The organism is Glycomyces xiaoerkulensis (assembly GCF_002798405.1).
Lineage (GTDB): Bacteria > Actinomycetota > Actinomycetes > Mycobacteriales > Micromonosporaceae > Glycomyces > Glycomyces xiaoerkulensis.
Genome location: NZ_PGGV01000027.1, coordinates 16,642 through 29,474 on the forward strand (window position 1 = coordinate 16,642; position 12,833 = coordinate 29,474).

At 70.3% G+C, this 12,833-nt stretch carries 10 protein-coding genes; 5 read left to right on the top strand and 5 right to left on the bottom strand.

Translation table 11 applies throughout. The features are described 5' to 3' along the window. Positions 1-177 precede the first annotated feature (177 nt). From CUT39_RS08785 to CUT39_RS08795, 3 genes are all read left to right on the top strand, one after another. Positions 178-978 carry an MBL fold metallo-hydrolase gene (locus tag CUT39_RS08785; protein WP_100445645.1) on the top strand — a complete coding sequence of 267 codons (801 nt, stop codon included), beginning with the start codon at positions 178-180 and terminating at the stop codon, positions 976-978. 110 nt (positions 979-1,088) lie between these two features. Further along, positions 1,089-3,071, top strand: coding sequence for a vWA domain-containing protein (locus CUT39_RS08790; protein WP_100445647.1), 1,983 nt, complete (start codon positions 1,089-1,091; stop codon positions 3,069-3,071). Continuing rightward, a complete protein-coding gene (locus CUT39_RS08795) occupies positions 3,064-4,452 on the top strand; it encodes an extracellular solute-binding protein (RefSeq protein ID WP_100445649.1) in 1,389 nt (462 codons plus the stop codon). The genes CUT39_RS08790 and CUT39_RS08795 overlap by 8 nt, the downstream gene beginning before the upstream one ends. On the opposite strand, the gene CUT39_RS08800 is transcribed toward CUT39_RS08795, so the two are convergent. Further along, positions 4,453-4,959 (bottom strand): MarR family winged helix-turn-helix transcriptional regulator, encoded by a 507-nt coding sequence (locus CUT39_RS08800; RefSeq protein ID WP_100445651.1) that lies wholly within the window; start codon positions 4,957-4,959, stop codon positions 4,453-4,455. It lies immediately after the preceding gene. Between the two features lie 105 nt (positions 4,960-5,064). Between CUT39_RS08800 and CUT39_RS08805 the strand changes: the two genes are divergently transcribed. Both CUT39_RS08805 and CUT39_RS08810 read left to right on the top strand, forming a co-directional pair. Beyond that, on the top strand, positions 5,065-5,988 hold the full coding sequence (locus CUT39_RS08805; RefSeq protein ID WP_232805674.1) for an EamA family transporter: 924 nt from the start codon (positions 5,065-5,067) through the stop codon (positions 5,986-5,988). Positions 5,989-6,002: 14 nt separating this feature from the next. Beyond that, complete coding sequence (locus CUT39_RS08810; protein WP_100445655.1) at positions 6,003-6,638, top strand: NAD(P)-dependent oxidoreductase; 636 nt, start codon at positions 6,003-6,005, stop codon at positions 6,636-6,638. A gap of 28 nt (positions 6,639-6,666) precedes the next feature. Here CUT39_RS08810 and CUT39_RS08815 read toward each other — a convergent pair whose 3' ends face one another. The 4 genes from CUT39_RS08815 to hrpA all read right to left on the bottom strand — a co-directional run bounded on the left by CUT39_RS08815 (position 6,667) and on the right by hrpA (position 12,797). Continuing rightward, a complete protein-coding gene (locus CUT39_RS08815; RefSeq protein ID WP_100446105.1) occupies positions 6,667-6,966 on the bottom strand; it encodes a HigA family addiction module antitoxin in 300 nt (99 codons plus the stop codon). Positions 6,967-6,993: 27 nt separating this feature from the next. Continuing rightward, positions 6,994-7,806 carry an ABC transporter permease gene (locus CUT39_RS08820; protein WP_100445657.1) on the bottom strand — a complete coding sequence of 271 codons (813 nt, stop codon included), beginning with the start codon at positions 7,804-7,806 and terminating at the stop codon, positions 6,994-6,996. Continuing rightward, complete coding sequence (locus tag CUT39_RS08825) at positions 7,803-8,786, bottom strand: ATP-binding cassette domain-containing protein (protein WP_100445659.1); 984 nt, start codon at positions 8,784-8,786, stop codon at positions 7,803-7,805. Before CUT39_RS08825 ends, CUT39_RS08820 begins: the two co-directional genes overlap by 4 nt. Positions 8,787-8,906: 120 nt before the next feature. Next, entirely contained in the window at positions 8,907-12,797 is a 3,891-nt protein-coding gene (gene hrpA, locus CUT39_RS08830) for an ATP-dependent RNA helicase HrpA (protein WP_100446107.1), read from the bottom strand. Positions 12,798-12,833 lie beyond the last annotated feature (36 nt).

The following is a 12,833-nucleotide window of genomic DNA, read 5'->3' on the forward strand; positions in this document are numbered from 1 at the left end:
CTGGAATGTACACGAGCAAGGTTTACATCAAGCGGAATATTCCGTAACCGAATCGTTGTCTGACGAGAAGGATAAACCATCCTATTTCCGACACCGCCATCGGTAGGGCGCCCACACTGACGGTAGAGCCTCGACTCCGCGCTCCGAGCGGCGGCCCCTCCGAATACGATCACGGTCATGGAAGACCGCTGGGTGGGGGTCGCCGACCGGGTGTGGGTGCGGCGCTGCCGGGAGCTGGACCTGTCACTCGGACTGGTCGTCGGCGACGACCGCTGCCTGGTGATCGACACCGGCGTCGACACCGACCACGGCCGCGCCTTCGCGGCCGCCGTCCGCGAGCTGACCCCGCTGCCCTGGCAGATCGCCTACACCCACGACCACTACGACCACTGGTTCGGGACCGCCGCGTTCGGCGAATGCGCCGTCTGGGCGGTCGGCGACGCCTCGGCCTACGTCGGCTCCGGGGAGGTCCAGCGGGAGCGCATGGCCGTCCAGTACCGGCGCGAGGGCCGCGAGCGGGCCGCCGAGCGCCTCGGCCGCTCCCGGTTGGTGCCGCCGAACCGGACCGTCGCCGAGGCGGTCGAGCTGGATCTCGGCGGCCGAACCGCCCTCCTGCGTCCAGCAGGGCCCGCGCACACCGACAACGACCTGGCCGTCGAGGTCCCCGATGCGGGCGTCCTGTTCGCAGGCGACCTGTTCGAACACGGCGCACCGCCGCAGTACGACGACGCCTTCCCCCAGCACTGGGCGCGATCCGCCGCGCACCTCCTGCGCCGGAGCCCCGCGACGGTGGTGCCCGGCCACGGCGAGCCCGGCGACCACCGGTGGGCCCTCGGCCAGGCGCGCGACCTGGCCGAGGTGGCGCGGTTGTGCGGCGAGGTCGCGGCGGGCCGGCTCAGGCCCGAGGAGGCCGCCGCGAACGGACCGTTCGACGCCGCGACCATGCGCACCGCCCTGGAGCGCACCGCCACTCAGTAAATCCAACTTGGACGGTAAACGGAACCGAGGGATTGCGGCATCCGGACGATGTGCACATTGGGCGTACACTTGATCCCCTGAGCCCATATCGCTGATATCCGGAGCCGTTTGTGTCCAAGGAAGCACACAAGCAACCCACCCCCACCGAAACCGAATCGAAGAAAGCCAAGTTCATCTCCTCCTCGGCCGGAGGGGTATTCGCCGCCCTCGGCCTGAGCCTCGCCCTGATCGGCATCCTGTCGGAGGGGCTGACCGGGAGCGAACTGGAGGCGATGAAGGTCGTCGCCTGGATCCTGGCCTCCCTGGCCCTGGTCTCGCTCGCGCTCCGGGGCGGCCTCTGGTTCATGCTGGAACGATCCGGGCGGCCCCCGCCCGAATTCCCCCCGCCGCACGGCAACTGGGTGAAGCGCCACCGCAGGTCCGTCTCCGTCTCATCCATCGCACTGGTACTCGCGGCCGCGGTCCTGACGATCCTCCAGGATCAGCTCGGCGAGGCCATCAACCCCGACTGCCCCGACCCCATCGAACTGACCGTGCAGGTGCCCTCCGAAGGGTCGGCGGGATTCGCGCAGGTGGTCGAGGCCTACGCGAGCCGGCAGCGCGACGACCGCGGATGCCGCACGGTGAGCGCCACCGCTCTCCCCGTCTCCTGGCCCGAGACGCAGGCGGCCTACGCCGCCGGCTGGGACGCCGACACCGTACGGCTCCTGGGACCGCGGCCCGGAGTCTGGATCGCCGAATCGGCCGCGCAGATCGACTTCGTCGGCGGCACCGCGGAGGAAGCCGCGCCGCTCGAGTCGGATCCGATCGAGATCGGCTCCACGCCACTGGTCCTCGCGGTGCCCGAGGGCCTCGACACCGGGTCCGCTCCGGCCGAGGCGGTCTTCGAGGCGCTGAGCGGCTCGGACACCGGCGTCGTCCGCCCCGACCCGGAGCTGTCGTTCACCGGGCTCTACCACCTCAACTGGCTCTACCAACTGGACCCGCCCGACTCCGCGATCGAGGACCGCATCGACGCCGCCTTCCAGCGGCTCGGACTCGGCCAACTCGACGAGAACGATCTGCTCTGCAGCATGCACCAGCTCGGGGAGTCGGACGAGACCGGCGCCGTGCTCACCACCGAGCGGGCCATGCTGCTCTACAACGCCGCCCAGATGCGTTCGGACTGTCCGCAGCCGAGCTCCCCGCCCGCACTGACCGCGCTCTATCCGTCCGACGCCGGCAGCCTGGACTACAGCGCCGTGCGACTCGGCTGGGACCAACCCGCCACCGCCGACCCGGCGGTCGAGGCCGAGCGTGCCGACGCGGCCGAGGGCTTCGTCCGGTGGCTCGGCGAACCCGAAGGGCGGGAGGCGCTGGCGGAAGTCTGCATCCGGGTCGAGGGAGTCCAGCCGGTGGCGCCCTGCTCCAGCTCCCAAGCCGATACCGACGCCGAACTGAGCACGTACGGCCCCGAGGCGCGACGCATCGAGGAGCTGCTGCGGAACTACGGCAACGCCAGGAAGCCCACGCGGGTCCTGCTGGCGATCGACACCTCGGGATCGATGGCGGAGCAGACCGGTCCGAACGGCACGCCCCTCGACGAGGCCGCCAAGGTCGGCGCCGAGGCGGCACTGCTCGAGTTCGGCCCGAACGACGAATTCGGCGTGTGGGCGTTCCCCGACGACGAGCGGATGCGACCGAACGAGCTGGTGGACATCGGACCGGCCGACGGCGACCACTCCGAACGGGCGAGGCGGGAGATCGCGAACCTGGTGCCCGCCGGGGGCACCCCCCTGTACTTCACCATCGCCGAAGGCGTGGCCGAACTCGACTCGCGCGACGGCGACGACGTGCAGTCGATCATGGTGGTCCTCACCGACGGCGAGAACGACGACCAGGTCAACGAGGTCACCCTCGACGGCCTGGCGGAGCACCTGTCGGGAACCGACGTGCAGTTGTCGGCGATCACCGTCGGCGAGGCCGACTGCGAGAAAACCGGGCTCGGGGATCTGGCGCAGGCCTCCCGCGGCAGGTGCCTGAACGTACAGGCCCGAACGCTGGAGGACACCTTCCAGGAGCTCCTCGACCAGATCTGGGGCGGCGATGTCTGAACGGCCACGCGAACCGGCCCGCCGACGGGGAATCGGCCGCCGGAGCCTCCTCGCCGCCCTCGCGGCCGGAACCGCACTCGGCGCGGGCGGCGCGATCGGCTGGAACCGGTACGCGCACCGGGAAGCCGACTGGGAGACGGTCCCCGACGGCGACGCCTTGACCGTCCTCACCGGACGCGACGAGAGCATCGGAGGCCAGCGGGCCGCACTGGTTGACCTCTGGAACCGCCTCTACGGCGAAGACCACCGGGCCGAACTGCGCGAACTGCCGGACAACGCCGATCTGCAGTACAGCGGCATCCACGCCGCCCTCCAAGCCCGCGACCGCGACATCGACCTGGTGAACCTCGACCTCCCGTGGATCACCGAGTTCGTCGAGCGGGGGCACCTGCGTGAGCTCACCGATCTGGGCGACGACCGTTTCCTGGAGGCGCCGTTCCAGGCCGGCGTCATCGGCGGGGCCGTCTACGCACTGCCGTTCAACACCGACGTCGGTCTGCTCTACTACAACAAGGACCTCGTCGGCAGCCCCGATGCCGACTGGGAGGACCGCACGCGTTTCAAGGGCGTGCTCGAGGCGAGCCTGGCCGACCACGACCGGCTCGAGGGCGGCATCGCCATGCAATTGGCGCCGTACGAGGGATTCACCGTCAACGTGTGGGAGTACCTGATCTCCCACGGGGCCGAACCGGTCCGCGAGGACCTGCTCCAGTTCGACGAGGACGACGACACGTCCGACGCGCTCGACGAGATGCAGCAGGAGATCGACGAACGCTTGATCTGGCGCGATTCGCTCCAGTCCAACGAGGCCGAGTCCCTGGACGCGTTCAAAGAGGAGAAGACCGCCTTCCTGCGGCACTGGCCGAGCGCCTATCCCCAGTTGCTCGCCTGCGACGAGGTCGAGTTCGATGTGGGCATCGCCCCGCTGCCCGGGGTCGGCGTCCTGGGCGGGCAGAGCCTCGCGGTGACCTCGCACGGCCGCTACCCCGTGGTCGCCCAGGCGCTGGCCGAGTTCCTGACCAGCGCCCGGAGCCAGCAGATCCTGTTCGAACGGGGCGGTTTCGCGCCGACCCGGCCCGAGCCGTACGAGGACGCGAACGCGCGGGGGTCCGCCTCGGACGGCTCCGGGGCGGCGTCCGATGAGTGCACCGACCTGGGGACGTTTCCTCCGGAGGGCGTCGGCGCCGTCGAAACCGCACTGGAGCGGGCCGGTGAGGCCGAGGACGGGCCGCATCCGCCCGGGCTGCGCCCGGCCGTCGACCGCTACATCCGCTTCAGCGAGGCGTTCCACGGCTATCTGCACCCGAGGTTCTCAAGCGGGGACGACATCGATCCCGCCACGCTGCAACGGGTGCTGAAGGCGGCCGTCGAGGGGAGGTGACTAGCCCAGCGGCTCGTCCTCGAAGGCGGCGTGGAGTTTGCGCAGCAGCTCGCCGAGCTGCCGGCGCTCGTCGGACTCCAGCGCCGACAGGGCGGATTCGGTGACTCCGAGGCCGGCGCGGACGGCCCCTTCGACGGCCTCCATGCCCGGCTCGGTGAGGCGGACCCGGAGGCCGCGGCGGTCGTCCGGATCGGGGAGGCGCTCGACCAGGCCGGCGCGTTCGAGCTTGTCGAGCCGGCCGGTCAGACCACCGGAGCTGAGCATGAGGCTGGCGCCGATCTGCTTGGGCGAGAGGATGAACGGCTCGCCGGAGCGCCGGATGCTCGCGAGGACGTCGAACTCGTTGCGGCCGATGCCGTACTCGGCGTAGACGCGGGCCAGCCGCATCCGGAGCTTCTCCGAGACCCGGTGGATGCGGCCGAAGGTCGCCATGGATTCCAGGCGGAGCTCGGGGATCTCCCGGCTCCACTGCTCGACGATGCGATCGACCGCGTCCGGTTCAGCCATGGGGACATTGTGCCCCGGCCGCCCCGAGCACGCGCGGATACCTTCCGGTGATGTAGATCAATCTAAAGTATCTTGCGTCTCATTATCTTGATAGTAAGCTACTTTATGGCAAGCTATCTGGAGGCATCCATGCGGACCCGCGACATCTTCCTGACCGCCCTCGCACCCGTCATGTGGGGCACCACCTACATCGTGACCACCGAACTCCTCCCGCCCGACCGCCCCCTGCTGACCGCCCTGATCCGCGCGCTCCCGGCGGGAATCCTGCTGACATTGATCGCGCGACGGCTTCCGCAGGGCCGGTGGTGGTGGAAGGCGAGCGTGATCGGCGCGCTCAACATCGCGGTCTTCTTCGCCCTGCTGTTCCTGGCGGCCTACCGGCTGCCCGGCGGCGTGGCCGCCGTGGCCGCGGCGGCCGGTCCCCTGGCCACGGCCGGGGCGACGATCCTCATCCTGCACCAGAAGGTCAGGCTGCGGACCTGGCTGCTGGGCCTGGCCGGAGTCACCGGGGTGGCGATGGTGGTCCTGACCGCCGAGGCCAGACTCGATGCGATCGGCGCGGTCGCCGGCGTCGGCGGAGCGGTCTCGATGGCGTTCGCGGTGGTGCTGACCAAGCGCTGGGGCCTGCCGACGAGCGCCGGTCCGGCGGCGCTGGCCGGCTGGCAACTGATCGCGGGCGGGCTGCTCCTGCTGCCGGTCGCGTTCCTGGTCGAGGGCGCGCCGCCGGAGTTCACCGGCACGAACGCGGTCGGCTACCTCTACCTGGGCCTGGTGAACACGGCACTGGGGTACTGGCTGTGGTTCCGGGGCATCGGCAGGCTCTCGGTGGTCCCGCTGAGCTTCCTGACCCTGATGGCCCCGCTGACCGCCGCGGCCCTCGGCTGGGCCGCGCTGGGAGAGACGTTCACCCCCTGGCAGACGGCGGGCTTCGCCGTGGCCCTGACCGCCACGGTCCTGAGCCAGCTCCAGGCGAAGCCGAGCCCGACGCCGCCGAAGGAGATCCAGAGCCCCGAACCGGCTCGAGTCTGAGAAGGGAATCCCTGATGCGAATCATCGTTTTCGGAGCCGCCGGGAACGTCGGCTCGGTCACCGTCCGCGAGGCCGTGGCGCGCGGGCACGAGGTGACCGCCGTGGTCCGCGGCCCGGATCGCGAAGTCCCCGCCGGAGCCGCGGTCGCGACCGGCGACGCGGGCGACGCCGACCGCGTCGCGTCCCTGTGCGCGGGGCAGGATGCGGCCGTGAGCGCGGTCCGCCCGCCGACCGGCCGGGAGCCTCTGCAAGCGGACCTGACCGATGCGGTCCTCGCCGGTGCCGCCGCCAGCGGCGTGCGGATGCTGATCGTCGGAGGTGCGGCCACCCTGACCGTGCCCGACAGCGGCAAGGCCGTGCTGGACGATCCGCGCTACATCGGTGAGGCGTGGCTGGCCATCGCCGAGGCCGGCGCCGCCCAGCACCGGCGCTGCCTGGAGGAGGGCCGCGCGGACTGGACGTATCTGAGTCCGCCCGCGGCGCTCGCACCGGGCGAGCGGAGTGGACGCTACCGGCTCGGCCGCGACGAGCTCCTGGTGGACGCCGAAGGCGTCTCCGGGATCTCCACCGAGGACATGGCGGTGGCGATCGTGGACGAGCTCGAGGAGCCGCGGCACCGCCGGATGCGCTTCACCGTCGCGGCCGCGTGAGTTCCCGACCCCGTCGCATGGCCTGCGCTCAGGCGCAGGCCAGCGGCGTGATCCGGCGAAGTTCGCTGCCGAGGCGATCTCGCTCGACCTCCAGATCGTAGCGATTCTGAAGGTTCATCCAGAAACGGTCGGAAGTGCCGAAGGACCTTGCCAAGCGAAGGGCGGTGTCGGCGCTGACACGACGGTTGCGGTGGACGATCTCGTTTATCCGGCGAGGTGGAACTCCTAGGGCGCGCGCCAGCTTGTACTGGGTCACACCGAGCGGTTCCAGGAACTCCTCGGCCAGGATCTCCCCGGGGTGGGTCGGCGGCGTCGGCGTCTCGGTCATCGGGCTGCTCCCCTCCTCGACTTCCACCTAAATCATCTTCCTCTTGTACGCACGCATGGCCAGCGGGGCGGTGACCAGGAAGATCGCGGCGGCCCAGACGGTGGTCCACATCAGCGGCTCGGCGACCGGCCCCTCCGAAAGCAGGCCCCGCATGGACCTGGCCAGGTGGCTCACCGGGTTGACCTCGGCCCAGGCCTCCAGCGGGCCCGGGAGGGTCTCGATCCGCACGAACGCGTCGGAGGTGAACGTCAGCGGCATGATGAGCACGAACGCGTAGATCTGGACCTTCTCCTCGGAATCGGCGAGGACCCCGGCCAGGACCGAGAACCACGACATCGCCAGCGCGAACACCACCAGTACGACCGCGGCCGCGAGCGCTCCGACGACGCTGCGGAGTTCGAAGCCCATGAGGACGCCCAGGCCGAGCATGATCGCGATCGACCACACCTGCTTGAACATGTCGGCGAAGATCTTCCCGGCCAGCGGCGCCGAGCGGGCGATCGGGAGCGACCGGAAGCGGTCGTAGACGCCCTTTCGGAGGTCGGCGTTGATGCCGGTGCCGGTGTACATGGTCAGGAAGATCGCGTTCTGGGCGATCAGGCCGCCGAGCACGTACTGGAGGTAGACGTCGGTGGAGCCGGCCATCTGCCCGCCGAAGACGTAGACGAACAGCAGCAGGAACATCACCGGCGACAGCGAGAGGTCGACCAGTTCGAACGGGTTGTGCTTGATGCGGACCATCTGGCGCCAGGCCATGGACAGGATCTGGCGGGCGGTCGCGGCCGGGCCCGGTCTTCCGGCGACGTCGGTGGGTTCGACGGCGATGGTCGCGGTGGTCATCGCTCCTCCTCGGTGGCGTCGGCGGCTTCGGGTTCTTCGGGCTCGGCGCGGCGCCCGGTCAGGGTCAGGAAGACCTCGTCCAGGCTGGACAGGCCCAGGTGGAATTCGGACAGCGGGATGCCGCGGGTCCGGAGCATGGAGGCGAGCGCGGGCATGACGGTGTCGTCGTTGACGCCGACGGTCACCGTGCCGTTCTCGACGACCGGGTCGAGTTCGGGGAAGCCCTCGGCCACCAGCGAGCGGACCTGGCCGACTGCGTCGGGGTCGTCGGGCTGCATCCGGAGGGTCTGCCCGCCGATCTTGGCTTTGAGCTGCCTCGGGGTGCCGGTGGCGATGACCTTGCCGTGGTCGATGACGACGATGTCGTCGGCGAGCTGGTCGGCCTCCTCGAGGTACTGGGTGGTGAGCAGGACGGTGGTGCCGTCGTTGACCAGGCCCCGGACCATGTCCCACAGCTCGCCGCGGGCCCGCGGGTCGAGGCCGGTGGTGGGTTCGTCGAGGAAGAGTATGCGGGGCCGCCCGACCAGGCTCGCGGCGAGGTCGAGGCGGCGTCTCATGCCGCCGGAGTAGGCCTTGACGGCTTTGTCGGCGGCGTCGGAGAGGTTGAACTGGGCGAGCAGTTCGCGTGCGCGCTCGCGCGATTGTCGGCGGCTCACGCCGAGGAGCCTGCCGATGAACAGGAGGTTCTCCTCGCCGGTGAGCAGTTCGTCGACGCCCGCGAACTGGCCGGTGAGGCCGATGAGGGAGCGGACGCGGGCGGCGTCGCGGACGATGTCGAAGCCGCCGACGCGCCCGGTTCCGGCGGTGGGTTCGGAGAGGGTGGCGAGCATGCGGACCATGGTCGTCTTTCCTGCCCCGTTGGGTCCGAGGACGCCGAGCACCGTTCCCTCGCGGGCGGTCAGGTCGATGTCGTCGACCGCGACCAGGTCGCCGAAGCGCTTGGTGAGTCCTTCGGTTTCGATGGCGTTGAGCTGCGACACGTGGCCCCCTTGATCGGATGCGTCCGCAATGCCGGATCCGCGGTCATGATCATCCTCCGTCAGTCTGACACTCGAGCGGGTTCGGCGGGGGCCACGTGTGTTCGACGTCGCGGGTGCCTTCTAGAGAGAGTTGAGGAGCCTGCGGACGCGTTTCTCGCTCACCTGGTAGCGGGTGCCGAGCTGCTGGGCGAAGAGGCTGACGCGGAGCTCTTCGAGCATCCAGCGCAGTTCCTGTCCTTCGGCGGTGCGCATGGCGGCGGGCCGGGCCCTGGCGAGGGCGTCGCGCTCGGCTTCGAGGGACCGGACGAGGTCCATCTTGGCGAGGTCGCCGGTCGCGTCGTCGCGCACCCGGCGGGCGCGGTGGACGATGCCCTTGACGTACCGGGTCAGGTCGTCCAGGCGCCACCAGCCGGCCGCGCCGAGGAATCCCTCCTGGCCGACCAGGCGGTCGAGCTGGGCGCGCATGTCGCTCATCGCGGCCAGCATCGCGAAGTCGAACTTGCCTTCGAGGAGCTTGGAGGCGGTGCGGGCCTCGGTGAGTGCGGCGACGGCCTTCCGCGCGACCGCGGGCGTCTCGCCGGCGACCTCTGGGCGGGCGCGTTTGAGCAGGGTCTCGAAGCCCTCCCGGTTCCAGGCCGGTCCCCCGCCTTCGATCAGGACCTTGTCGAGCACCACGCGGACGCAGTCGTCGAGCAGCGCGTCGACGCTCCGGTACGGGCCGGTCGCGAGGGCGAGCAGCTCGCTCTGCGTCAGCGCCTCCTTGAGGTGGGGGTCGGGCAGGGCGAGTTCGAGCAGGCGCCTGGTGCCGGCCCACATGTTCGCCGATTGGGCGCCGGGGTCGGCGAAGGCCTTGAGGCCGGCGGTGCGGCCCTCGTCGAACAGCGCGGGGTAGGCCTTGGCGACGTAACCCTTGCGCGGGGTCTCCTGGACCTTGGGGATCTCGTCGAAGTCCCAGGTGGTCAGTCCGGTGCGGTCGAGTTCGGGGGCGGTCTCGGCGGCGGCCTCCTGGGTCTTGGGGGCGAGCTGCCGCTGGAGGGCGCTCAGTTCCTTGCCTTCGGCGACGACCGAGCCGTCCTCGTCCTTGACCTGGAAGGTCATCAGGAGGTGGCCGGGGATCTTGGTGAGGTCGAAGGCGTCTTCGGAGACGTCGATGCCGGTCATGGCCCGCAGCATGTCGGCCAGTACGGCGGTCATGGGGCGGCCGTCGGAGGGGTCCATGCGGGCGACGGCGGCCTTCGCGAAGTCGGGGGCGGGTACGAAGTTGCGGCGCAGGGTCTTGGGCAGGCTCTTGATGAGCGCTTCGGCGAAGTCGGCGCGGAGGCCGGGGACCTGCCAGGTGAAGGCGTCCTCGTCGATCTGCTGGAGGGCCGGGAGCGGTATCCCGACGGTGACGCCGTCGCCGGAGGCGCCGGGTTCGAATTCGTAGTCGAGTTCGAGGTCGATGCCTTCGGAGGTCCACACCTCGGGGTACTGCTCGGGTTCGACGCCTTCGGCGCGGTCGCCGAGCAGGAGGGATTCGTCGAAGTCGAGCCGGTGCTTGTCGGACTGCCGTTTCCACCAGGAGTCGAAGTGGCGGGCCGAGACGATGTCGGCCGGGAGGCGCTGGTCGTAGAAATCGAAGAGGGTCTGCTCGTCGGCCAGCAGGCCGCGGCGGCGGACCCGGTTCTCCAGTTGCTCGACCTCGTCGATCTTGTCGCGGTTGCGCTGGAAGAAGGCGTGGTGGGTCTCCCACTCGCCTTGGACCAGGGCGTGGCGGATGAACAGCTCGCGGCTGGCGGCCGGGTCGAGGCGTCCGAAGTTGACCTTGCGGCGGGCGACGATCGGGACCCCGTAGAGCGTGACGCGTTCGAACGCGAGCACGGCGCCGGCCTTTTTCGACCAGTGCGGTTCGGAGTAGGTCCGTTTGACCAGGTGCTCGGCGAGCGGCTCCACCCATTCGGGTTCGATCTTGGCGCAGATGCGGCCCCACAGCCGGCTGGTCTCGACCAGCTCCCCCGCCACGACCCAGCGCGGCTGCTTCTTGAACAGCCCCGACCCGGGGAAGATCGCGAACCTGGCGCCGCGGCCGCCGAGGTATTCGCGCTTCTCGCCCTCCTTGACGCCGACGTGGGACAGGAGTCCGGCGAGCAGGGCGGTGTGGATGCGGCGGTTGTCCGGGGGCGGGTCGGCGCTCCTGGCGGGGATCTTGAGCCCCTTGAGGACGGACGTGATCTGGCGGACGAGGTCCTGCCATTCGCGGATGCGCAGGTAGTGGAGGTACTCCTGGCGGCACATCCGCCGGAAGGCGCTCGAGGACCGGGAGCGGCGCTCGTCTTCGAGGTACTTCCAGAGGTTGAGGTAGGCGGTGAAGTCGCTCTCGGGGTCGTTGAAGCGGGCGTGGGCCTGATCGGCTTGGGCCCTGCGGTCGGCCGGGCGCTCGCGTGGATCCTGGATGGACAGAGCGGCGGCGATGACGGCGACCTCGTGGACGCAGCCCTCCTCGCGGGCCTGGATGATCATCCGGGCCAGGCGCGGGTCGATCGGGAGGCGGGCGAGGTCCCGGCCGATCTTGGTCAGGCGCGCGCCCTTGCCCTTGCCGCGTTCGAGCGCGCCGAGCTCGACCAGCAGGTCCATGCCGTCCTTGATGTTGCGCGCGTCGGGGGCGTCGACGAACGGGAACCGCTCGACCTCGCCGAGCCGTGCGGCGGTCATCTGGAGGATGACGCTGGCGAGGTTGGTGCGCAGGATCTCGGCGTCGGTGAATTCGGGCCTGGCGTTGAAGTCGTCCTCGGAGTACAGGCGGATGCAGACGCCCTCGGCGACCCGTCCGCAGCGGCCCGCGCGCTGGTTTGCACTGGCCTGGCTGATCGGTTCGATCGGCAGCCGCTGGACCTTGGTGCGGGCCGAGTACCGGGAGATGCGGGCGTGGCCGGTGTCGATGACGTAGCGGATGCCGGGGACGGTCAGCGATGTCTCGGCGACGTTGGTGGACAGGACGATCCGCCGCCCGGTATGGGAGGAGAACACCCGGTGCTGCTCGGCGGCCGAGAGCCGGGCGTACAGCGGCAGGACCTCGGTGCGGGGGAGCCGGGCCTTCTCCAGCGCGTCGGCGGTGTCGCGGATCTCCTGCTCCCCCGACAGGAAGACGAGGATGTCGCCGTCGCCTTCGCGGCCGAGCTCGTCCACGGCCTCGAGGATGCCGTCGGTCTGGTCGCGCTGCTCGTCCTCCTCGACCAGCGGCCGGTAGCGGACCTCGACCGGATAGGTGCGGCCGGAGACCTCGAGGACCGGTGCCGGGCCTTCCTTGCTCTTGAAATGCGCGGCGAACCGCTCGGGGTCGATGGTCGCGGAGGTGACGATGACCTTGAGGTCGGGGCGTTTGGGGAGGATCTGCTTGAGGCAGCCGAGGATGAAGTCGATGTTGAGGCTGCGCTCGTGGGCCTCGTCGATGATGATCGTGTCGTAGGCGCTCAGCAGCCGGTCGTGCTGGAGCTCGGTGAGCAGGATGCCGTCGGTCATGAGCTTGATGAAGCTCGAGTCCGAGACTCGGTCCGTGAACCGCACCTTCCAGCCGACGGCCTCGCCGAGCGGGGAGCCCAGCTCGTCGGCGATGCGTTCGGACACCGCGCGGGCGGCGATCCGCCGGGGCTGGGTGTGGCCGATCAGGCCCCGGACGCCGCGGCCGACCTCGAGGCAGATCTTCGGGATCTGCGTGGTCTTGCCCGAACCGGTCTCGCCGGCGATGACGACGACCTGGTGGTCGCGGATGGCCGCGGCGATGTCGTCGCGGCGCTGGGAGACCGGCAGCTCGTCGGGGTAGACGAGCTTCGGTACGGCCGCTGCGCGCGCGGCCAGCGCGGTCTCCTTCGCCTCGACGTCCGCCTCCAGGGCCTCGAACGCCGCCTTCCGCTCGGCGCCGCCGAGGTCGCGGGCCTCGCGCAGGCGCCGCCGCAGGGGGCGCTGGTCGGCCGTGCGCAGCGCGGAGACTCGTTCGCGCAGGCTGGGGCGGGATTTCGAGGTGCGGGCAGGCATGACGGTGGTCAAGGATACGCGAGCGCCCGGTCCGGG

Coding starts and splice junctions, on each gene's coding strand:
- CUT39_RS08820 (WP_100445657.1), bottom strand. CDS start 7,806: ATGACCACCGCGACCATCGCCGTCGAACCCACCGACGTCGCCGGAAGA.
- CUT39_RS08800 (WP_100445651.1), bottom strand. CDS start 4,959: ATGGCTGAACCGGACGCGGTCGATCGCATCGTCGAGCAGTGGAGCCGG.
- CUT39_RS08785 (WP_100445645.1), top strand. CDS start 178: ATGGAAGACCGCTGGGTGGGGGTCGCCGACCGGGTGTGGGTGCGGCGC.
- CUT39_RS08805 (WP_232805674.1), top strand. CDS start 5,065: ATGGCAAGCTATCTGGAGGCATCCATGCGGACCCGCGACATCTTCCTG.
- CUT39_RS08795 (WP_100445649.1), top strand. CDS start 3,064: ATGTCTGAACGGCCACGCGAACCGGCCCGCCGACGGGGAATCGGCCGC.
- hrpA (WP_100446107.1), bottom strand. CDS start 12,797: ATGCCTGCCCGCACCTCGAAATCCCGCCCCAGCCTGCGCGAACGAGTC.
- CUT39_RS08815 (WP_100446105.1), bottom strand. CDS start 6,966: ATGACCGAGACGCCGACGCCGCCGACCCACCCCGGGGAGATCCTGGCC.
- CUT39_RS08810 (WP_100445655.1), top strand. CDS start 6,003: ATGCGAATCATCGTTTTCGGAGCCGCCGGGAACGTCGGCTCGGTCACC.